General features: G+C 54.0%; 18 protein-coding genes. 7 read left to right on the plus strand and 11 right to left on the minus strand.

Features of this window, described 5'->3' with window-relative positions; translation table 11 throughout:
- The first annotated feature begins 1 nt into the window (after position 1).
- Both WBJ47_RS01860 and WBJ47_RS01865 read left to right on the plus strand, forming a co-directional pair.
- Entirely contained in the window at positions 2-1,039 is a 1,038-nt protein-coding gene (locus tag WBJ47_RS01860; protein WP_422245149.1) for an alpha/beta hydrolase family protein, read from the plus strand.
- Positions 1,040-1,101: 62 nt separating this feature from the next.
- Positions 1,102-2,163 carry an isocitrate/isopropylmalate dehydrogenase family protein gene (locus WBJ47_RS01865; RefSeq protein ID WP_422245176.1) on the plus strand — a complete coding sequence of 354 codons (1,062 nt, stop codon included), beginning with the start codon at positions 1,102-1,104 and terminating at the stop codon, positions 2,161-2,163.
- Between the two features lie 80 nt (positions 2,164-2,243).
- Here the strand turns inward: WBJ47_RS01865 and WBJ47_RS01870 are convergent, their stop codons facing one another.
- The 3 genes from WBJ47_RS01870 to WBJ47_RS01880 are packed head-to-tail and all read right to left on the minus strand — an operon-like array spanning position 2,244 to position 4,587.
- On the minus strand, positions 2,244-2,663 hold the full coding sequence (locus WBJ47_RS01870) for a carboxymuconolactone decarboxylase family protein (protein ID WP_422245148.1): 420 nt from the start codon (positions 2,661-2,663) through the stop codon (positions 2,244-2,246).
- Between the two features lie 25 nt (positions 2,664-2,688).
- Entirely contained in the window at positions 2,689-3,594 is a 906-nt protein-coding gene (locus WBJ47_RS01875) for an amidohydrolase family protein (RefSeq protein ID WP_422245147.1), read from the minus strand.
- Between the two features lie 9 nt (positions 3,595-3,603).
- The gene (locus WBJ47_RS01880) at positions 3,604-4,587 is read right to left on the minus strand and encodes a Bug family tripartite tricarboxylate transporter substrate binding protein (protein WP_422245146.1); all 984 of its coding nucleotides are present in this window, start codon (positions 4,585-4,587) and stop codon (positions 3,604-3,606) included.
- Positions 4,588-4,828: 241 nt separating this feature from the next.
- Here WBJ47_RS01880 and WBJ47_RS01885 point away from each other — a divergent pair, with 241 nt between their 5' ends.
- Positions 4,829-5,764 (plus strand): dihydrodipicolinate synthase family protein, encoded by a 936-nt coding sequence (locus WBJ47_RS01885; RefSeq protein WP_422245144.1) that lies wholly within the window; start codon positions 4,829-4,831, stop codon positions 5,762-5,764.
- A 60-nt stretch (positions 5,765-5,824) separates the two neighbouring features.
- On the plus strand, positions 5,825-6,538 hold the full coding sequence (locus WBJ47_RS01890) for a ribonuclease activity regulator RraA (RefSeq protein WP_422245143.1): 714 nt from the start codon (positions 5,825-5,827) through the stop codon (positions 6,536-6,538).
- A 23-nt stretch (positions 6,539-6,561) separates the two neighbouring features.
- Here WBJ47_RS01890 and WBJ47_RS01895 read toward each other — a convergent pair whose 3' ends face one another.
- Genes WBJ47_RS01895 through WBJ47_RS01925 form a run of 7 tightly spaced genes read right to left on the minus strand, consistent with a single transcriptional unit; the run spans position 6,562 to position 13,806 of the window.
- Entirely contained in the window at positions 6,562-7,413 is an 852-nt protein-coding gene (locus WBJ47_RS01895; RefSeq protein ID WP_422245141.1) for a phosphatase PAP2 family protein, read from the minus strand.
- A complete protein-coding gene (locus WBJ47_RS01900) occupies positions 7,410-8,636 on the minus strand; it encodes a glycosyltransferase family 9 protein (protein WP_422245139.1) in 1,227 nt (408 codons plus the stop codon). The genes WBJ47_RS01895 and WBJ47_RS01900 overlap by 4 nt, the downstream gene beginning before the upstream one ends.
- A gap of 33 nt (positions 8,637-8,669) precedes the next feature.
- The gene (locus WBJ47_RS01905) at positions 8,670-9,746 is read right to left on the minus strand and encodes a lysylphosphatidylglycerol synthase transmembrane domain-containing protein (protein WP_422245137.1); all 1,077 of its coding nucleotides are present in this window, start codon (positions 9,744-9,746) and stop codon (positions 8,670-8,672) included.
- A gap of 10 nt (positions 9,747-9,756) precedes the next feature.
- Positions 9,757-11,298 (minus strand): glycosyltransferase family 39 protein, encoded by a 1,542-nt coding sequence (locus WBJ47_RS01910; RefSeq protein WP_422245136.1) that lies wholly within the window; start codon positions 11,296-11,298, stop codon positions 9,757-9,759.
- Positions 11,299-11,317: 19 nt separating this feature from the next.
- A complete protein-coding gene (locus tag WBJ47_RS01915; RefSeq protein ID WP_422245134.1) occupies positions 11,318-12,046 on the minus strand; it encodes a DUF6776 family protein in 729 nt (242 codons plus the stop codon).
- A gap of 21 nt (positions 12,047-12,067) precedes the next feature.
- Positions 12,068-12,763, minus strand: coding sequence for an N-acetylmuramate alpha-1-phosphate uridylyltransferase MurU (murU, locus tag WBJ47_RS01920; protein WP_422245132.1), 696 nt, complete (start codon positions 12,761-12,763; stop codon positions 12,068-12,070).
- Positions 12,763-13,806 carry an aminoglycoside phosphotransferase family protein gene (locus WBJ47_RS01925; protein WP_422245130.1) on the minus strand — a complete coding sequence of 348 codons (1,044 nt, stop codon included), beginning with the start codon at positions 13,804-13,806 and terminating at the stop codon, positions 12,763-12,765. Before WBJ47_RS01925 ends, murU begins: the two co-directional genes overlap by 1 nt.
- 173 nt (positions 13,807-13,979) lie before the next feature.
- Here WBJ47_RS01925 and WBJ47_RS01930 point away from each other — a divergent pair, with 173 nt between their 5' ends.
- Genes WBJ47_RS01930 through rsmA form a run of 3 tightly spaced genes read left to right on the plus strand, consistent with a single transcriptional unit; the run spans position 13,980 to position 18,724 of the window.
- Positions 13,980-16,343 (plus strand): LPS-assembly protein LptD, encoded by a 2,364-nt coding sequence (locus WBJ47_RS01930; RefSeq protein WP_422245128.1) that lies wholly within the window; start codon positions 13,980-13,982, stop codon positions 16,341-16,343.
- Positions 16,344-16,354: 11 nt separating this feature from the next.
- Complete coding sequence (locus WBJ47_RS01935) at positions 16,355-17,920, plus strand: peptidylprolyl isomerase (protein WP_422245126.1); 1,566 nt, start codon at positions 16,355-16,357, stop codon at positions 17,918-17,920.
- Positions 17,921-17,923: 3 nt separating this feature from the next.
- A complete protein-coding gene (gene rsmA, locus WBJ47_RS01940; protein ID WP_422245124.1) occupies positions 17,924-18,724 on the plus strand; it encodes a 16S rRNA (adenine(1518)-N(6)/adenine(1519)-N(6))-dimethyltransferase RsmA in 801 nt (266 codons plus the stop codon).
- Here the strand turns inward: rsmA and WBJ47_RS01945 are convergent.
- Positions 18,721-19,854, minus strand: coding sequence for a glycerate kinase (locus WBJ47_RS01945; RefSeq protein WP_422245122.1), 1,134 nt, complete (start codon positions 19,852-19,854; stop codon positions 18,721-18,723). The genes rsmA and WBJ47_RS01945 overlap by 4 nt on opposite strands.
- Between the last annotated feature and the right edge of the window lie 4 nt (positions 19,855-19,858).

Genomic DNA, 19,858 nt, shown 5'->3' on the forward strand with positions numbered 1-19,858 from the left:
TGTGACGCGGCGGCGTGTATTGGGAACGCTCGGCAGTGTCGGTCTTGCGGGCGCGAGCGTTTTAGGCTTTCCCGCCCTCGGATTGGCACAAGCCAGCAAAGGCTCAAAGGCCTCAGCAACATCGTCTGATCCCGCGATAGAAACGCTTAAAAATCCTAAGACAGGCCGTTCGATCAAGCTACGCGTCCGCTTGCCTGAGGCACAGATCCCGACAGGGTTGATTCTGTATTCGCCCGGCCTGGGCAGTGGTGTATCGAATGGCCAAGCTTGGTGCGAGACGTGGCGCCAAGCCGGTTATCTTGTGGTGACGCTCGCACACCCTGTCACTGATGACTCCCTTTGGCGTACCAGTGACAAGCAGAGCTTTAAAACCAATATGCAACTGGCGCTTGCCGGCCCGCAATATGGTTTACGCGTGTCCGACTGCAGTTTTGCGTTAGACCATTGTTTACAGTCAGCACTGCTCAAACCCTATATTGATCCCGACAGGATTGGCTTGGCCGGGCACTCCTATGGCGCCTTGACGGCGCAGACCATTGCGGGACAGCCGCTTGGTGCCAATAGTATGAGGGACCCACGCATCAAAGCGGTGATTGCTTTTTCGCCTGGTGCGACTTCACCTGAGCGTGCAAAGTCCATGTCCAAGGTAGAGATCCCTTTCTTTTGCATCACAAGCGATCGCGATCAGTTTGTGACCTTTAAAAAGGATGCAGACGCCATACAGCTTGGTGTGAGTTTAGCCAATCGAGAGTTGGTGTTTGCTCATCTTCCTGCAGGAAAGAAACTTCAACTCAAATTTCGTGATGCGGACCACATGAGTTTTGCAGGCGAGGCGGTGGACCCCAAGCGCTTTAGCCGTGATATCAAGGTGACCGAGCAGGGTAATCGCGTGTTGTGGGGGCGTGTGAGTGAGATGACGACTGCCTTTTGGGCATATTATCTGGCGGCGGAGGGACGCTCTGTGCCTGCGACAAAAGACGCCTTTGAAGAAAAATTACGCACGCTGAAAGGCCCGGATGACGAGTTGAAGTTTGGTTAATCAGTACCTGAATTGTTTTATGCTTATTCGTTAAAAATTAATATTCTTTTTAGAGACCCATGATGAAAATTATTGTGCTGCCAGGTGATGGTATTGGTGTAGAAACAGTTTCAGTCGCCGTCGACGCGCTTGAGTTGATTTCTAAAAAATTCAAGCTCGACTTGTCGCTTAAGCATGATATTGCCGGTCACGAAAGCCTGAAAAAGTACGGCACCACCATTCATCCAGGCTTGCTAGAGTCTGTTAAAAATGCAGATGGTTTGATTTTGGGCCCGATGGCCACCTACGATTTCAAAGACGAATCCAAAGGTGAAATCAACCCGTCAAAGTTTTTCCGCAAGAGTCTGGATCTGTACGCCAATATTCGTCCTGCCAAGACCTTCCCTGGCTGCGGCACCCCCCACAAACCTCTTGATCTCGTCGTCGTGCGCGAGAACACCGAAGGCTTTTATGCTGACCGCAACATCGAGTCGGGCGGCAGCGAAATGTTGATTACACCGGACGTTGTGGTTTCCTTACGTCGCATCACTCGCCTCTGCTGCGAGCGCATCGCACGTTCTGCTTTCGAACTCGCGATGACCCGCAGAAAACACGTCACTGTGGTGCACAAAGCCAACGTGCTGCGGCTCGGTGATGGCATGTTCATCGATTCTTGCCGTTTGATTGGTCAAGAGTTCCCAGAGGTGCAGATCGAGGAAATCATTGTCGATGCCATGATGGCGCACGTTGTCCGTACACCTGAGCGCTACGACGTCTTGGTCACCACCAACATGTTCGGCGATATTTTGTCCGATTTGACTGCAGAGCTGTCCGGTAGTCTGGGCATGGCGGGTTCCATCAATGCAGGCGATCACTATGCCATGGCCCAGGCGGCGCATGGCTCCGCGCCTGATATCGCCGGAAAAAACCTCGCCAACCCTTTTTCGCAGGTATGGTCAGTGGCGATGCTGTTGAACTGGTATGGTCAGCGTAAAAACAAGCCACAGTTTGTGACTGCTGCACAAGTGATGGAGACGGCGATGGCAGAGGCGATTGCAGCCGGTGAATCGACCTCAGACATTGGCGGTAAGCTTGGCACCAAAGAAACCGGTCAAGCCTTACTGGAGCGCTTGTCTAAGGCCTGAGCATAAAAATAGCGGAGCCATGTGCTCCGCTACTGGTGACTACATCATCAGGTGCGCGATATTTAAATAAATTGAGGCACTCAGCCTGCTTTGTTGAGTGCCTCAATTTTTTTGAGCGCGCCGGCAATCGCGTCGCCAGACAAGTTGATGGCAGGGATGCCTCTAAAGACAAAAGCAATTCCCGCGACAGCCTGTAACTCTTGCACAGAAGCACCTGCGCGTAATGCAGCGACTGCATGGTTTTCTGCTGCTTGCGAAAGGTTCATTAACAACATGCCAAATGCCATGAGTTGACTTGTTTTTAAGTCTAGCGCTTCGGGCTCGAGCAGTTGTGCACGGAGGCGTTCAACGCCCTCGGTCATCTCAGGAGCAGTCTGAACCCCAAGCGTGATTCTGGAATGAATCCTGTCAGGCACAAAGCCCAAAATATGTTTGTAGTTCTCTTCGAGCGCATCAATCTTGCTTTGATTGCTGCTCTGTTGATTGTGATCGTTGCTCATATGCTTGCGTTTTAGTTAGTCTGGATCAGCGTGAATATGGTTTGAAACCGTAGAGGCGTTCAGCGTTTGTGACAAACAGTTTTTGGCGCGCTGCCTCATCAGGTATCCAGGTTTCCAGCAGATCGATCAAGTCGATGTCATTGGGCATTTGGATATGGATGCCTGGGTGAGGCCAGTTGGTCCCCCATACGCAGCGATCAACGTGGTGCGTGAGCAAGGTTTGCGCGAAAGGTTTGATGTCAGGGTAAAGCGGCATGCCAACCGCGGGGGCAGGGACTTCTGACATTCGGTACAAGCTGGAGATCTTGACCCAGGTGTCAGATTTTTGATCCAGCAGGCGTCGTACTGCCAAAAACTCCTCGGCATCGACACCGCGGCTGCCACGAACCCGACCCAGGTGATCAAACACCAAGCCGACCGGACACGCCATCAGGCGTTGTTCGAGGCCTGTCCAATCCGTGCCATTCAGGATGTTGATTTCGATATGCCAGCCAAAGTCTGCGACCAGGTCGGCGATGGCTTCTAGGTCGCGTGTTGTGGCACCGTTAGGATATTGATCCATCAGACGCGCAGCCCGAAAGCCCGCATCATGCAGGCGTTGAATGTGCGCTTTGGGTGTACCAGGAGCAATCGCGGCGACACCGCGAAAGCGCTCAGGGTCTGTCTTGATAAAGTCTTCGGTAATGCTGTTGTCAAAACTATAAATCGAACCGTGAACTTGCACGCCACGATCCACACCCATGATGCGATGCATATTGAGCCAGGATTCCCGTGTGCAGACAGGTGGACTGTACTTGCGGTTGGGATCCATGGGATAGCGATCCACCTGATCAAAGATGTGCGCGTGGCAGTCGATTGTGCCAGCAGGCAGTTGTCGTTTGGGTGCGCGCAAATCCAGGATAGGGGGCAGCGGTGTGGCGTGTGTGTTCATGATGACTGATTAATTGAGGACGATGTTGGCCGCTTTGCCGATTTCTTTGTTGGTGTTGTAGTCTTTTATGACATATTCCTGAAACGCTGCGCGATCCAGAGTAATAATTTCCACACCGAGTGCCGTAAAGCGATCCTTCACACTGTCGCGTGCAAGCGTGTCTTTCAAGGCCTTGGTCAGTTTGTCCACGACAGGTTGTGGCATGCCTTTGGGCCCAAAAATACCGGTGTAGGTCATCATGTCAAAATCTTTGACGCCGAGCTCTTCAAAAGTTGGCACGTTGGGGAGCAAGGGTGAGCGTGTCTTGCCTGTTTGCGCTAACGGAATCAATGCGCCACTCTTGATGTGTTGAAGCGATGCGGTGAGCTGGTCCATCATCGTGTCCACCTGGCCACCAATCACGTCCACCAAGGCTGGGCCGCTACCCTTGTAGGGGATGTGATTGAGCTTGACGCCCATTTTTAAGGCCAGTAATTCGAGCGCAAGGTGCTGGGTCGAACCGTTACCTGCCGAGCCCACTGAAATTGGGTTTTTGTCTGTTTTGGCGCGCGCAGAAAAATCAGCAAAATTTTTCATCGGGCCTTTGGCCGAGGCGCTCAACACAATCGGTACGGCATGAATCGGTCCAATCGCCACTAGGTCCGTTACAGGGCTGTAGGGCGCGTTAGGTGTGAGGGCAGGCGCAATTGAGATGGATCCGCTCGAACCCAACAGTAAAGTGTAGCCATCTGGGTTCGATTTCACGACGCCGGTGCTGCCGATAAAACCACCCGCTCCGGGCTTGTTTTCCACAATGACTTGCTGGCCCAGCAGCTCAGACATTGTGGGTGCCACAGCACGGGCTGTAATGTCAACGTTGCCGCCCGGCGCCCAAGGCACAACGAGTTTGATGGGCTGTTTTGGGAAGTCCTGTGCCTGAGCCTGTGGGCCCATGGCTAAGCCCAAGGCGCTGATAGTCAACGCTAGGCTGGGAAGTAGTCTGGATAGTTTCATCGTGGTCTCCGTGTTGTTAGGATAGCGGCAAGCGTTTGAAAGAAACGCTCCTAAGCCCGAGCAACTGTTTTTGGTATCGCTTAGACTATTGGTTTTAGGGGCAGGGCGCAAGCCATTTCTAGAGCATCCTTTATGCTAATGTAACGCGCACTACAATCCTCTGGGTATCCCCTGCCTGGAACGTTTAACCGAATCGTTTAACTGAATCGTCCAACAGGTTCGCAAAGAGACAAGGAATAAAGTGAATACATTTAACGAGACCGCCGAAGGCGTCTACCTGATTACCGTGACCCCTTTCAAGGACAACGGCGAGCTTGACCTGCCCAGTACCGATCGCATGGTGGATTTCTGCCTCGAGCGCGGCGTCACGGGCCTGACTATTTTGGGCATCATGGGCGAAGCCACCAAGCTGACCGCCGAAGAGTCCCGTCAGTTTGTGCGTCAAGTTCTCGCCCGCGTGCAGGGCAAAGTCCCCGTCGTGGTCGGTGCCTCGGCTGCCGGCTTCGCACCGATGAGCGAGCTCACCAAAAGCGTGATGGACATGGGTGCCGCTGGCGTCATGGTTGCGCCACCTTCGAGCGTGCGTACGGATGATCAGATTTGTAGTTATTTCGATATGGTGACCGAGACTCTCGGACCCGATGTACCTTGGTGCTTGCAGGATCACCCGACCTCAACCGGCGTGCAGATGTCCCCAGGTGTGGTGATGCGCATTTTGAAAAACTCGCCCACCTGCGTCATGCTCAAGCATGAGGACTTCCCCGGTCTGGCCAAGCTTTCGGCTGTACGTACCGCGATGGAAAAAGGTGATCTGCGCAAAATCTCGATTTTGACGGGTAATGGTGGTGGCTTGTTCTTGCCCGAAGAGCTGGTGCGTGGCGCCAACGGCGCGATGACAGGCTTTGCCTATCCAGAGATGATGATTGACGTGTGCAATGCCTACAAAGCGGGTGATGTGGAGCGCGCCTTTGATATTTTTGACGCGTACTTGCCCTTGGCGCGCTACGAACAGCAGGCCGGCATTGGCTTGGCGGTTCGCAAGCACATCTTGGCACAGCGCGGCGCGATTGCCTCAGCAGCCGTCAGAAAGCCTGGACCCAAGCTTTCCGCCCTCGACTTGGCTGACATCGCACGCCTCATTTCCAGACAAGAGAAAAGACTCGCAGCGTTGGGTTGATTCCCCGCAGCTTTTATTTTTTAAAACATCACCTCACGCTTAGTGACCCGGAGAGTACTCATGGTAGATATGAACATTGATCCCAAGGTTAGGGATATCCTTGCTGGAATTTCCACCGCAACCTTGACAACGATTTTGCTCAAAAAAGGTTTGCGTAACGTCTGGATGCGCGGCACCAAGCCTATCCGCGCAGGTCAGCCCCGTTTGGTCGCACGTGCGTTTACCTTGCGTTTTGTACCCGCACGCGAGGATCTGGCGACACCTGAGTCCTGGTCGTCACCCAAGTCGACACGCGGCGCGATCGAAGACATGCCCGAAGGTTGTATCGCCGTGGTCGATTCGATGGGTGTACAGGACGCTGGTATTTTTGGCGATATTTTGTGTGCACGGATGGCAAAAAAGAAAGTCGCCGCACTGGTGACGGATGGTGTGGTGCGTGACTTGGCGGGTGTGCTCGGTACCGGGTTACCTGTCTGGTGCTCAGGTGCTGCAGCGCCTCCATCGGTCGCAGGCTTGACCTTTGTGGATTGGCAGCAACCGATTGGTTGTGGTGGCGTGGCTGTATTCCCAGGCGATGTCGTGGTGGTGGACGATGATGGCGCCGTCCTGATCCCCGCCGCGTTGCTGGATGATGTGGTGACCAGTGCAGCCGCTCAGGAACAGCTCGAAAACTGGATCATGAGTCAGGTCGAAAAAGGCCACGCATTGCCGGGCCTGTATCCACCCAACGCGGAAAATCTGGCTCGTTACAAGGCTGAAACAGGTCAGAAATAATTAAGCTGAGTGTTTCAGTGCGTTCAAAGGCCTGCACCTTGATGCAGGCCTTTTTTATTCTGAGGACCAAAAGAGCGCCAGGTAAACCAAGCAATACTCACGCTAGCGATTGCGGCAGCGACCCATTGCACAGGTTTTGTCTGAGGAAAATCAATCGTCGTGGTCAACAAGATATAGACGCCGACCAAGCCTGCTGTACTGATGATGCGCATCAGCCATGCTTGGGGGAGCAAGGCGCGTGCGGGGATGGATTGAGTCAGCCTGGCACCGGCGATCCCGCTAAACAGACCGATCGCGGCACCCGCGCAAACATCGGCAGGCCAATGTGCACCCACTGCAATACGTGCCAGGCCAGCTAGCGTCGCGACAACGAACAGCCAGCGATAGGCGCTGCGTTTGTGTACTTCGATCGCAAAATAAAAGGCCGTCAAAATCGCAAATGCCGTCAGGGTGTGACCTGAAGGCATCGAGAAGTGCGTCAGCGTTTTACCCATGATGTTGAAACTGGACGGATCCAAGATCGCAGCAGGGCGTGGCATTTCAAGCGCGTGTTTAAAGAAATGCGAAAGCGTGCCTGAGATGGCACCGCCAACGAGTGCTGCAGGCAGTAGACGGGGTGCGAGTACGAGTAGCGGGCATGCCAAGGCGAACACGCCCCAGCCGTTACCCAGCATATTAAAGCTGGCCCAAAAAATTTCTGGCAAAACGTGTGCGGCACGATTGAGCTGAAGAAATAGTTGAGGCTCTGGCGCAAACAACCATAGCCCAAGCCAGACCACGAGAGGAATCAGGCACCAAAGAAAATCTTTGGCGTAAACGGTTTGTACGGGTCGAATAGTCTTGTCGTTCTGCGTGGGCTCGGAAATCTGACTCATGCGCGTGCAGCCTCAAATTGAATCGCAACTTTTTCCATGACTTGTGACACAGTGATGGCTTGCATGCAGACATTGTCTGAACAAGGAGTCTTGCGGTGATTGGCGGCACTCACGCATGGTGAGCAAGCGAGTTGGGCGGTGATCGGTATAGATTTTCCAAGCGAGCCATATAGCGCAGGCGTTTCAGGTCCAAACAGCACGACGGTATGCAGACTGGTCACAGAAGAAAAGTGTCCGGGTCCCGAGTCGTTCGTCACCATGACATCTGCGAGACTATAGAGCGCGGGGAGTTCAGAAAAAGATACCTGGCCGGCAAAATTGAGGGCGCGAGTGACCTTGGCGCCCACGCGCACATTTTCAACGTAGGCAAACTCAGCGGGCGAACCTGTGATCAAAATCAGACTGTCCGGCCATGTGCGTTGTAATTCGACAATCAGTGCAGAAAAGCGCTCTGGTGCCCAGCGCCGTTGAACTAAGAGCTCACTGGCATTGGGATTGACCAAAAATAACGGCTGAGTGCCCAGCTGGAAGTCACATTGCGCTTGAGCGGCGAGTTGTTCGATGCGACCCAATACCGTTTGACGCACCGAGGGTTCAATCACGGCTTGTGCAATCTTGATCGCTTCATCAGGGATATGAATCTTGCTAAAGGGCGTTTCTTGTGCGGTCGCAAAGGCTGCGTGAATGAGCGACAAGAAATTTTTAGCGATATGGATATGGGGGTTGTAATGGACCTTGTGCGTCAGCATATTGCCGCGCCATAAGCCTTCGCCATGAAAGATGTAATAACCGACGCGCCGGCGTGCACCGCAAAGACCTGTTAGAAGCGCGGTAAAACGCGAGAACAGCTCCAGATCGATGACTGTATCAATTTTGCGCGCGCGCGCCCACAAAAGAAATTTAAGGGTATCGAGCGCGAGCGAAACGACTGAGCTTGAATCAATCGTGAAGACGTTTTCAGCAGGAACTGTATTGAGCAAACTCAAGCTTGCACGATTGCTCTTGAAAATCAAAAAGAAAATTTCAGCACCACGCGCCTGCGTATCGCGCATGGCGGGATCCACAATAATCGCGCTTCCCATTTCGGAAAGCTCGATGAACAAGACCTTGCGAGGTGTACTAGCAGGGCCCGCGAACAGACGCGTCAGCCAGTCGATTAACATCACAAACGGCGTAAATAAGGCGCAAAGCGGGACACCGACTCGATGGTCGATGGTGCGCATGGTGTCTACACTGAGGCTCATAAGCTAAATATTTTAAAGATTTTTTGAAGAGAGTTGCGTTGCGCTGTCAGAGTCTTCACGCTTGCGCCTCAAGAGTGACAGGGAGCCGGGCAGGTAGGTGGCGAGTGTCACGATACCAAAGCTCACCGAAGCGAGAACGGTTATGCCACTGTCGATCCCCCACAGCGCTAACGTGGCCGAAAGTGTCGCCTCGCGCAAGCCCCAACCAGAAATACTAATCGGCAGCATCATGAGCAGAGCCAGTGCTGGCATGCCAATCATGAGCGCAGAAAACGGGGCGCTGACGCCAAAAGCTTTGAGACAGCACCAAAAACTGGTGAGCGCTAAAACATGAGTCAACACAGAAATGATGAGTTGGGGGATCACTGTGGGCCACCCCAACCCGGTCTTAAGCGCAAACATCGCCTGAGGCATGCCAAGTTTGTTGAGTATTCGTTGAATCAGCTCTCGGCTCTTTTGCACTTTTAACAGGATTGCGGCCGTCGCAGCGGCGCCTAACATGGCGGCGAGTATCCACCATCCCAGGGATTGAGCCCACGGGGCGAGCATCGCTCCTCCCACCATGAGTCCGCACGCACCCACAATGTTGTTACTCAGTAAGCCGAGCCCGCGGTCGAGCGCGACGCTAAAAAAACCTAATCTCAGACGTGGGGGCGCACGGTTGAGTTCGACGGGTTCGTGGAGCTCCTGCTGGAGTGTTTGGGGCGTGGCGCGCGCCGCACCGCCCTTGTCTGGGTGGCTATTGGCCTTAGCATGATAGGGGCGACTGCCTTCGACTGCGCGATAGCTGTCGCCTCCAATCGTACTGGGTAGCCCCTGGTTGATCAGACCACCGGCAAAATACAGTGTGATGTAGTCTTGGACGGGTCGATAGAGTTTGACACTGCGCATGAGCCAGCCCCAGCGTAAAACCGCTAAAAGGTTGGTGAGCACCAGCATCACCAGTGCGAGCACAAACCAGATGGGATGGATGGCAATTTTGGTGTCTCTGAGTGCTTGCCAGTCGATACTTCTCGTCGCGAGCCAGAGCAGAGCGATGGAAAGTGCGATGCGGATATAGGGCCAGAGTTTTTTAAAAATTTGTTTCAAGGCAAGCGCTTTATTGAGTGCCTGGGGTGGCACCCCAGTGACGACAATGGTAGAAATCAAAGCGTGAGATGTGACGTTCGAAGCGTTTTGCTTCAAAGGTGCCAATCAGTCGGCACCATTCAAACTCTCCCGGCTTGGTCGGTAGGTCAAACTTTACTTGCGACCAGTTTACAAAAAGACTGTCCGACCCGGGCGGAATATTCCCGAACCACAGGTCAAATTGGTCGAAACGGCTGTCCAGGACATGAACAGGCAGAGGTCTGGCATACCAGGCGAGGCGACTCCCAAGCGTCCAGTTTCTGACAGAAAGTGACTTGAGATCGTGCGTTTGGGCAAGCTCTCGCGCTTGAATACCCGCTTGATCCCAGCCCCATAGGTCCGCGAGCGGGTTTTTACGTGACAAAGGGTGGTCTGCCGACAGCCCAGGAATACCAACAAAAAACAAGGCGGCAAACGCAATGAGGCAGATGACGACTTGCGCCCGGATAAACGCCAAAATGAGCGCCTTGTGCCCACTGGACCAACGTTGTGCGAGAGCGATCGCCGCGAAAGGTGTCATTGCCAGCCAGGCTGGTGCAGTCCAGTGGGGCAGACTTCCGCCACCACCCGACATCAAGCCCGTCACCACAAAGGGAATAAAGAAAAACAATAAGAGACATGCGAGCAGCCATTGTCGTCTTTGGAAAATCTGGCGCGTGGCGAGATAGGCACCCAACACCAGCAAGGGGCCGTAGGCCACAATTTGTATGCCAATAAACGCCGCGAGTCTTTTTGCTTGCCAGGCACCACCACTGCCATGTTTGAGCTGATAGGCAAAAGAAATCCACTCGTTGTGCGCATTCCAGAGGAGTACTGGGCTAATGAGTAAAAGAGCCAAGGCGGCTGCTAGCCAAGGACCGCTTGTCCACAGCAATCTCACCCCGCGAGCCACTAAAAGCGTCACAATCACGGCTAAAGCAGGCAGGATGGCGGTGTATTTGGAGAGCCCAGCCAGTCCGAGCAGCAGGCCAAGCGCAAGCCAACGTGACCACTCGTGCCGCAGCGGATCGGCCTGTGCCAAGCTCAGCGTGACGGACATCAGCAACAGTACCCACACCATCAGCAAGCTGTCTGGCAAGAGACCGACTGCCAGAACGTGTAAGACAGGAGCCAGCAAGACGAGCCCGACTGCCCACAGCCCAACTGTGTCGCGATTGAGGGGCTGGGCGACATCGGAGCCGTGCGCAGTTACCTGCTGTTGGTCGAACAGCCGCATCGCCAACTGTCGCGCCAGCAAACTGGAAACCAGCCAAAGTGCCTGTGGAATCAGACGGATCACGCTGTCCGGGGCACCTGCGGCGACCAACGGCCATTGAATCCAGCCCACCAGAGGAGGGTGGTCGAAGTAGCTCCAGTCAGGCTTGGCCGCGTACAAGACATAATGGGCTTCGTCGACCGACAGGGTCAGCAGAAAACCAAACCCCGCATGGATCAACAGACCTAGCAGCAGCAAACGGCTTAAGTTGATGACGGACGAGGTCCTCTCAACATTGTGGGTATTTTGGGTGTGCACGGGAGGTCAATGGCCCGTTTTATTTGATTTGGACAGGCATGACGCGCCATGTCACTTGTCGCTTTCCATCCTCTGTAACTACTTTGGCATTGGCGCGGGTTGCGGTAAAGCCGGCGGGGAAATCGGTTGTGCCCGTCACGTGCAGATAGTGATTGAGCTTGATCGCAATGCGAGGCAGTACGATTGTCTCGACACGCCCATTGGCATAGCGCCCTTCAAAGGAAAGTTCGAGCCATCCCTTGAACTCTGGTTTTTGTGCATTTTCTTGTAACAACCACACCAGATAAGAAAGTTTGGTCGCGTTTTTTTCCTGGGTAAATGAGCTGGTGCTGACACCAATCGGACCATAGCGCGGATCGAAGGTCAGGGTCTGCGCAAACAAATTAAGTTGTTCGCGTAAAGGACCGATGAGCGACTCGGCCTTGGCTAAGCTGGATTTAAGCTGATGAATTTGCTCATCGCGCACGCGCACTTCTGAATCGAGCACTTTTTGAGAGGCATCGACTCGCGTTTGCAGGGATTGTTTTTCGACTGAAAGATTTTTGAGCTCTTCGGTGAGCTTTTGCGTCTCAGCGAGAGACAGACGCTTTTCGCCGTAGCTGGCTTGTAGAAAAAGAACGCCGCCGCCGCCCAGCAAAATACCGACTAAAAATAAAATCAACCAACCCGGCAAGCCGCGTGAGCCCCGCCGTGTGTCATACGGGGCGGGTTTAAAAATCGCACGTTTAGCTTGGACACGTATGACCATCTCTTTCTCCGCGAGCGGACCTCAACTCTTAAGCATGCATTCTAACGTGTTGAGTCGTTCTGGGGTACCGACGTCAATCCACGCGCCTTGGTGAAGTTGACCTGTGATCCCCTTGCGCGCAATTGCTTGACGGAGGAGGGGCGCAAGTTTTGCTGGCTGATGCGCGGGTGTCTGAGCAAAAAGTGATGGTTTATACACACCGATGCCAGAAAAGGTGTGTTTTTGAGCTTCTGCAGGCGAGTCTGTGTCTGTGATCAGTCCGTTTGCCATGAGTCCAAAATCCCCCTTGGGATGATGATCAGGATTGGGGACAAGTAGCAGCCAGGCTTGCTGCGTACTCTGAGCCAAGCTGGCACCAATTTGTAAAGCTTGTAACGGATTCCAGTCACACCAAATGTCGCCATTCATCACTAAAAATGGCTCAGTCCCCAAAAGTGGCAGCGCTGTGGCAATCCCACCCGCTGTTTCGAGCGCAACCGTTTCAGCAGAGTAGTGAAGATTGACCCCCCACTGGCGACCATCTTTGAGGGTGTGCTCAATCAGGGCACCCAGCCAGGCGTGATTGATCACAATCTCAGTGATCCCCGCAGCTGCCAATTTTTCGATATGCCACTGAATCAAAGGCTTGCCAGCGACCGGAAGCAGAGGTTTTGGCACAGTGTCCGTGAGTGGGCGCATCCGTTCGCCTCGCCCGGCGGCAAGAATCATCGCGCGCATCAGAACGTGTACCCGACCTTTGTTTGCACTTGATCGAGTTCGTCGAGGATACGCAGCAGCGGTTTGAAGGCGATGTATCGTCCTGCGACTTGGCGCACGTATTGATTGACACGCGGAATGTGTGCCAGATAGGCGGCTTTGCCGTCGCGGTGATTCAGTCTGGCAAATACTCCGAGGATACGCAAATTACGCTGTAGACCCATCCACTCATAGTCTTGGTGAAAATCTGCGAAATCAGCCGGTACTGGCAGACCATTTTTCCGTGCAAGTTCCCAGTAGCGAATGGCCCAGTCCAGTTGCTGGGGTTCTTCCCAAGTGGTGCGGGCATCCATCACCAAGGAGGCCAGGTCATACGTGATTGGACCTGAAACGGCATCCTGAAAGTCCAAAATGCCCGGGTTGGCGCCGTGCTCTGGACGCTCACAGCGCATCAGATTGGGGGAGTGAAAGTCCCGATGCACCAGAACGCGAGGTTGTGCGGCGTTGCGGGTCACGAGCAAATCAAACACTTGGTTGAGCCCTTCGAGCGCCGCGGGCGCCAAGCTCACCTTGCAATGCACGGACACATACCATTCGATAAACAGACCTAGTTCGTCCTTCAGGCGAACGGTGTCATAAATCGGCAGTCCAGTCGCATCAGCCGCTTGCATTTGCACGAGAGCTGCAAGTGCGTCGCGATACATTGCTTGCAAACTAGCGTCAGTGACGCCAGCCTGAATGCTGTCGTAATACGTGGTGGGCCCCAAATCTGTCAAAAGTAAAAAACCCTGTGCTAAATCCTGCGCAAGGATGGTGGGGACGTTGAGGCCTACGGCTGCGAGCCGATGTGCTACGTCGACAAAGGGCCGGCAATCTTCTTTTGGAGGCGGCGCATCCATCACGACAAGCGTACCCTGCGCGGCTTCAATCCTGAAGTAGCGCCTAAAGCTAGCATCGCTGGATGCCGGGGCGAGGCTGGTGGAATCGAGTCCTAAAGAGGGTGAGCACGTGCCGAGCCACTCAAGAAGACTGGCCATTCTGGGTTCTGAATTGATGGTTGACATGAGCGTAAATATTTAATGAAAAAGTGAATCAAGCAGACGGTTTAAATGATCGCAGCAAAGATGATGGGCTTCTCTATAATAGCGGCTGTGTGAGGCATATCCTCAGAGTTATTTTCCAAAGCAAAATACAGTCTATTTTGCTAATTGTTTGTATTATGGTGACTTTTTAGAACGTGCGACTCTTTCATTCGCTTTGGGTGTTTTTAGGGCTAGGGATTGCGGCAGCGCATGCTCAACCTACCCCTATTTCCGTGACCCCAGCGATTGTAGGCCCAGGTTTGCGCGTTTCACCATTGCTTGAGCGCAGTACGGTCCCAGACAAAGAAATGCCGGCCTTCCTCGAAGGTGCCCAAATGGAGGGTGATGGCTTGGGAAACGCCAAGCTGCGGGGTAAAGCGACCATCAGACGTCAGGATGCCGTCCTCAAAGCTAATATCATTGATTACAACAAACGCACGGGTGTGATGGACGCACAGGTCAATGCGCGTTTGATCCGGGACGGTAACGTGATCACCGGCACCAGCATCATTTACAACTCCGAGGACGGTACTGCCAGCGTCGCTCAGCCTAACTTTTGGGTGGACAACGGTGGCGCGGGGGTTGGCTCCTGGGCGGATGTCTTTAACCGCGATCAGATGAGTCTGACTGATGTCACCTACAGCGGTTGCCCATGCCCACAGCCGTCTTGGTATATCGAGACGGAAAAGCTTGATTTGGACTATGCCGCCAATGAAGGTGTGGCCCGTAATGGTGTCTTGTACTTTAAAGATGTTCCAATTTTGGCCTCGCCTTATCTGACGTTTCCCATCAGAAAAGAGCGAAAATCAGGTTTCTTGTTACCAACTTTCGGTAACACGTCCAACACGGGCTTTGACTACACGCAGCCCTACTATTTTAATATCGCGCCTAACTACGATGCCACGCTGCAGGCGCGCGCGATGTCCAAACGTGGCGTTCAGCTTGGCGGAGAGTTTCGTTATCTCGGCCAAAGTTACAGCGGGACGATGGCCGGTACGTATTTGTCAAAAGATCTCCAGACTGGTGAGGATCGCTGGCTCTACAGCGCCCAACATAGCCAGAGTTTTGGTCGCGGGTTTTATGGTGCGTACAACATCAATGGTGTATCGGACAACAAATACTTTGATGATTTTGCAAGCTTAGGCATCAATCAGGCCGTCATCAGCGCCTTGCCACGGCAGGCCGGTGGAGGCTGGGCCAACGAGTACTTCAACACCAGCGTGCAAGTGTCGACGTTTCAGACGTTGACCGGTATTCCTCAGTACAACAAAGTCCCCGAATACACTTTAAACGCAGCACGTTTTGATTTCGGCGGATTTGATGTGCAGAGCTTAAACACTGCGACGGAGTTTAAGGCACCCCTCGATAATCGCTTTGCTTACGGCCCTGGCGGCAGTTTGCGCTGGCGTCCAGACGGACAACGTCTGCTCTCCTACAACTCGATTGCCTACCCCATCGTGCAACCAGGTTGGTACATCACCCCCAAGATCGCCCTGAGTCTGGCCCAGTACCAAACCAACTGGTATGGCTTGGAGCAGAACTTTGGCTATGGTCAAGCGTCTAATTCGCGGGCCCTGCCCATCATGTCCGTCGATTCGGGCATGACGTTTGAGCGCGACACGACATTCTTCGGCAAAGGCGCACTCCAGACCTTGGAGCCTCGCGCCTATTATCTGCGTGTGCCGTATCGGGATCAGTCCCAGTTTCCTGTTTACGACACCACCTTGGCAGACTTTAGTTTTTCTTCTGCCTTTCAGGAAAATATCTTCGCAGGTTTTGACCGGATCGCAAACGCCAACCAAGCGACCTTTGCCTTGACGACCCGCTGGCTCGACGCAAGCTCTGGTTTTGAGCGTTTGCAGCTGGGTGTTGCTCAGCAGTTTTACTTCGAGGATGAACAGGTCACTTTACCTGGCCAGGTGCCGCGGACCAATACCAAGTCTCAGTTTTTGTTTGGTGGAAGTGCGGCGCTGACCGATACCCTCAATTTGACCTCGTTGGTGCAATACAACCCCTACGCCAGCCAGATCAGTCGTGCCCAGATTACCAGTCGCTGGCGTCCGCAGAGGCTCGCGACACTTGCCTTATCCTATCGCTATCAGGTCAATCCACCCGCGTTGAGTCTTTATCAGTCTCAGGGTCAAAATCAAGTTAGCGCAGCCTTTCAGTGGCCGCTCACAAATAAGTGGTACTCGATCGGACGGGTGGATTACTCTCTGAACAACGCCACGGCGCCGAGTGTGATTGATCCTTCTTTGATCAAGGCCGTACCCAAAGTCACCCAGGCTGTGATGGGACTGGAGTACAAAGGCGATTGTTGTTGGACCGGTCGGGTCGTTGTGCAGCGCTATGTGGTGAGCGTCGACCAAACCAATACAGGTATATTTTTTCAGCTCGAACTCGGCGGACTCGGCAATTTAGGCCAGAATCCAATGGGCGTGATTGGTCGGAGCATTCCTGATTATCAGCCGATCAATCCTCCAGTTCCAAGCATTAGTAAATTTGAAAGGTACGAATGATGGCAAGCTCAATGGCAAGCTTAAAGGCGATTGCGATGACACGCTCAACAAAAAGAGCAAACAGCTTACAGCGCTGTTTAACCTGGCTGGCTTGGATGGGTCTTGCGACCTTGGCGATGCCAAGCGTGGCGCAGCTAGGTGCGCCTGCTCCAGTACGCGCAAATACTGCACAAAAAGCACCTGCTGACCGAGATGCTGACGGTATTGTTGCGGTCGTTAATAAAGACGTCATCACGCGTCGCGAGCTGGATGCCCGCATTCGGATTTCAAAACGAGAGCTCGCCGCTCAGCGTATTCAGGCTCCGCCCGATTCCGTACTTGAGCCTCAGATCTTGCAGAGACTGATCACTGAAACGCTTGAGCAGCAAGAGGCGCGTCGCCAGCGTATCGATATCACCGATACGATGCTCAATGCAGCACTTGAAATTGTTGCAAAGCGCAACAACACGACAGTCGCCAGTATGCGCAAACAGATTGAGGGTGCAGGCATTAGCTGGTCAGATTACAGCTCCATGATTCGTCGTGAGATCATGGTCGAGCAGCTTAGACAAAAAGTGGTGGACAGCACAATTTTTGTCAGCGATGCAGATGTCGATTCCTATCTCCGTGAACAAAAGGCGCGCAAAGAAGGCAACCTGCCATTATCCGTACGTCCAGCGCCACCACCGGCACCCAAGCCGCCACCACCTAAGCCACAAGCGGTCAAGCCCGCCATTATGGGACTGGCTCAAATTTTGGTACGCGTACCTGAGGGCTCCACCGATGAGGAAGTTAAAGCGCTGCGCGCTAAGGCTCAAGCCTTACTCACGCGAGTGCGTCGTGGTGAAAGTTTTGACGCGGTCGCTAAATCTTCTTCGGACGGTCCAGAAGCCAGTCGTGGAGGAGATATGGGCGTGCGCTTGGCGACTGACTGGCCTGATTTGTTCACCAAAGGCGTGGCGGGCGTACCCGACGGGCAGATCAGCAACATCATTAAAAGCCCGAACGGTTTTCATATCCTGAAAGTGATTGGTCGCGCTGGTGGTGCACCGCCACCAGAGCCTAAACCTAAGCCGCAAGCAACGCCTGCACCTGGAACGCCTGGTGGACCCATCCCCCAAGGACCCATGCCGGTTCAGCAAACTCAGGCTAGACATATTTTGATCAAGACCACTGCAGTCGTGACGGACGATATTGCCCGTCAGAGACTGGAGCAAATTCGACAGCGAATTGTTCAGGGTGGAGAATCTTTTTCAGATTTGGCTAAACGCTTTTCTAATGACTCCTCTGCTCCTCAAGGCGGCGTGCTAGGTTGGCTCAACCCAGGCGAAACAGTTCCGCCCTTTGAAAAGGCGATGAATGCGCTTAAAGAAGGTGAGGTCAGCGTTCCCGTACAAAGCCAATTCGGTTGGCACCTCATCATTGTGGATGGACGTCGTACTCAAGATATGGCGGATCAGTTCCTGAGAAATCAGGCGCGACAACTCCTGTTCCAACAGCGTTCAAGCGTTGCGTTTGACGCATGGTTGCAGCAAGTCCGTACGAACTCCTTTATTGATAACAGGCTTGAGAAAAGCCAGCGTCAGTCTGGACGCTAGGACGTGGTAAATAGCCACTCCAACCAAGCGCACCAAGCGCGCAAGCGCTTTGGCCAGAACTTTCTGGTCGACATCGCTGTGGTGGAGTCGATTGTTCGCGCGATTGCGCCGCAGCAGCAAGACAATATGGTCGAGATTGGGCCTGGCTTGTCTGCGCTGACGGCACCGTTGCTCGAGCGTCTCAATCGCTTGTCCGTGGTGGAGATCGACCGCGACCTCGCCCAGCGTTTGCGCGAGCGTTTTCCGGCTGAACAGCTCAACATTGTTGAGGGCGATGCCCTGCAAATTGATTTCGCTCAGTTTGGCGACAAGCTTCGGATTGTGGGCAATTTGCCCTACAACATTTCAAGCCCTTTGTTGTTTGCTTTGGTAGGGAGTGCAGAGCGGGTCATCGATCAGCACTTCATGTTGCAAAGAGAGGTGGTCGATCGCATGGTCGCAAGTGCTGGCGAGTCTGATTACAGTCGCTTGTCGGTGATGTTGCAATATCGCTATCGCATTCAAAAGCTATTCGATGTCTCTCCAGATGCTTTTGATCCACCGCCGCGCGTGACCTCCTCAATTGTGCGGATGATTCCCTTGGGCGCGGAACGTTTACGCGCGCAAAGCGACACCTTGTTTGCGCAGGTTGTTCAGCGCGCCTTTTCCCAACGTCGCAAAATGTTGCGCGGTGTCATGGGTGAATGGACTGCTTTGATTCCTTGGCAAGCGCTGGGTATCGAACCGACTTGGCGCGCAGAGCAGGTGTCTGTTGCGGGGTTTGTCGGCATGACGGATGCCTTGTGGCATGCAGGTGTGCGTTAGGCCCGCGCAGCGAGCCACACCCTCAAAATATCTTGTGCCCGATCGCTCAGCAGAGACTCTGCGTGTGTACAGGCATGCGCTAACGTAGAGGGCCCGGAAACTAGGCTAAACGCTGCCACAATTCCGGTTTGATATAAGGCTTGATAGCCTTCGCCCAAGGAGCCTGCGATCGCGATCACAGGGATGCCTGCAGCTTGCGCAATTTTTGCGACACCCATTGGTGTTTTGCCATGCAGGGTCTGCGCGTCCATACGCCCCTCTCCCGTAATCACGAGTTGGGCACCCTTGATGGCTTGTACGAGGCCACCGAGCTCTGCCACCACCTCGACGCCGGGTCGAAAGCGGGCGTGCAGCCATGCGTGTGCAGCGAACCCTACACCACCTGCCGCACCAGCACCCGGTGCTTCACGGTGGTCTTGTCCAAGCGTCTGGGCACATGCTTGCGCAAAACGACCTAAGGCATGGTCCAAGGTGATGACTTGCTCGGGGGTGGCTCCTTTTTGAGGTCCAAAAATGGCCGAGGCTCCCGAGGGGCCGCATAGGGGATTGTTCACATCCGACGCAATGGTAAATTCAACTTGACTCAGTCTGGTATCGAGGTGGGTGCGATCGATATGCGCCAGTCGGGCAAGCGCGGCCCCACCTGGGGGAAGTGTCTGGCCTTGCTCATCCAAGAGAACAAGCCCAAGCGCTTGAAGCATGCCCGCACCCCCGTCATTGGTCGCAGAGCCACCTAGGCCGAGAACAATTTTCTCAGCCCCAAGATCAAGCGCATGGCGTATCAATTGGCCCACGCCATAACTGCTTGCGCATAAAGGGTCTCGTTCAGACACGGCAATATGCTCAAGGCCTGCAGCGCAAGCCATTTCAATGATGGCAACCTTACCTGGGAGCCAGCCCCAAGGCGCTTCAATAGCACGGCCCAGAGCATCTTGCACAGTGTTGACGCGCCTTTCACCTTGAGTCGCCGTGAGAATGGCCTCCACGGTTCCTTCACCCCCATCCGCCATAGGAATGCAGAGGCAGTCGACATTTGGCAAGGCTCTTCGCAGGCCGTGCGCGATCGCTGCGGCCACAGCGGGTGCGGAGAGCGACTCTTTAAAAGAGTCGGGGGCGATGACAATTTTCATGCGA

The organism is Zwartia sp., from assembly GCF_049655405.1.
GTDB lineage: Bacteria > Pseudomonadota > Gammaproteobacteria > Burkholderiales > Burkholderiaceae_B > Zwartia.

Coding starts and splice junctions, on each gene's coding strand:
- WBJ47_RS01880 (WP_422245146.1), bottom strand. CDS start 4,587: ATGAAACTATCCAGACTACTTCCCAGCCTAGCGTTGACTATCAGCGCC.
- WBJ47_RS01915 (WP_422245134.1), bottom strand. CDS start 12,046: ATGGTCATACGTGTCCAAGCTAAACGTGCGATTTTTAAACCCGCCCCG.
- WBJ47_RS01875 (WP_422245147.1), bottom strand. CDS start 3,594: ATGAACACACACGCCACACCGCTGCCCCCTATCCTGGATTTGCGCGCA.
- WBJ47_RS01895 (WP_422245141.1), bottom strand. CDS start 7,413: ATGAGTCAGATTTCCGAGCCCACGCAGAACGACAAGACTATTCGACCC.
- murU (WP_422245132.1), bottom strand. CDS start 12,763: ATGCGCGCGATGATTCTTGCCGCCGGGCGAGGCGAACGGATGCGCCCA.
- WBJ47_RS01890 (WP_422245143.1), top strand. CDS start 5,825: ATGGTAGATATGAACATTGATCCCAAGGTTAGGGATATCCTTGCTGGA.
- WBJ47_RS01925 (WP_422245130.1), bottom strand. CDS start 13,806: ATGTCAACCATCAATTCAGAACCCAGAATGGCCAGTCTTCTTGAGTGG.
- WBJ47_RS01900 (WP_422245139.1), bottom strand. CDS start 8,636: ATGCGCACCATCGACCATCGAGTCGGTGTCCCGCTTTGCGCCTTATTT.
- WBJ47_RS01865 (WP_422245176.1), top strand. CDS start 1,102: ATGAAAATTATTGTGCTGCCAGGTGATGGTATTGGTGTAGAAACAGTT.
- WBJ47_RS01870 (WP_422245148.1), bottom strand. CDS start 2,663: ATGAGCAACGATCACAATCAACAGAGCAGCAATCAAAGCAAGATTGAT.
- WBJ47_RS01935 (WP_422245126.1), top strand. CDS start 16,355: ATGGCAAGCTTAAAGGCGATTGCGATGACACGCTCAACAAAAAGAGCA.
- WBJ47_RS01945 (WP_422245122.1), bottom strand. CDS start 19,854: ATGAAAATTGTCATCGCCCCCGACTCTTTTAAAGAGTCGCTCTCCGCA.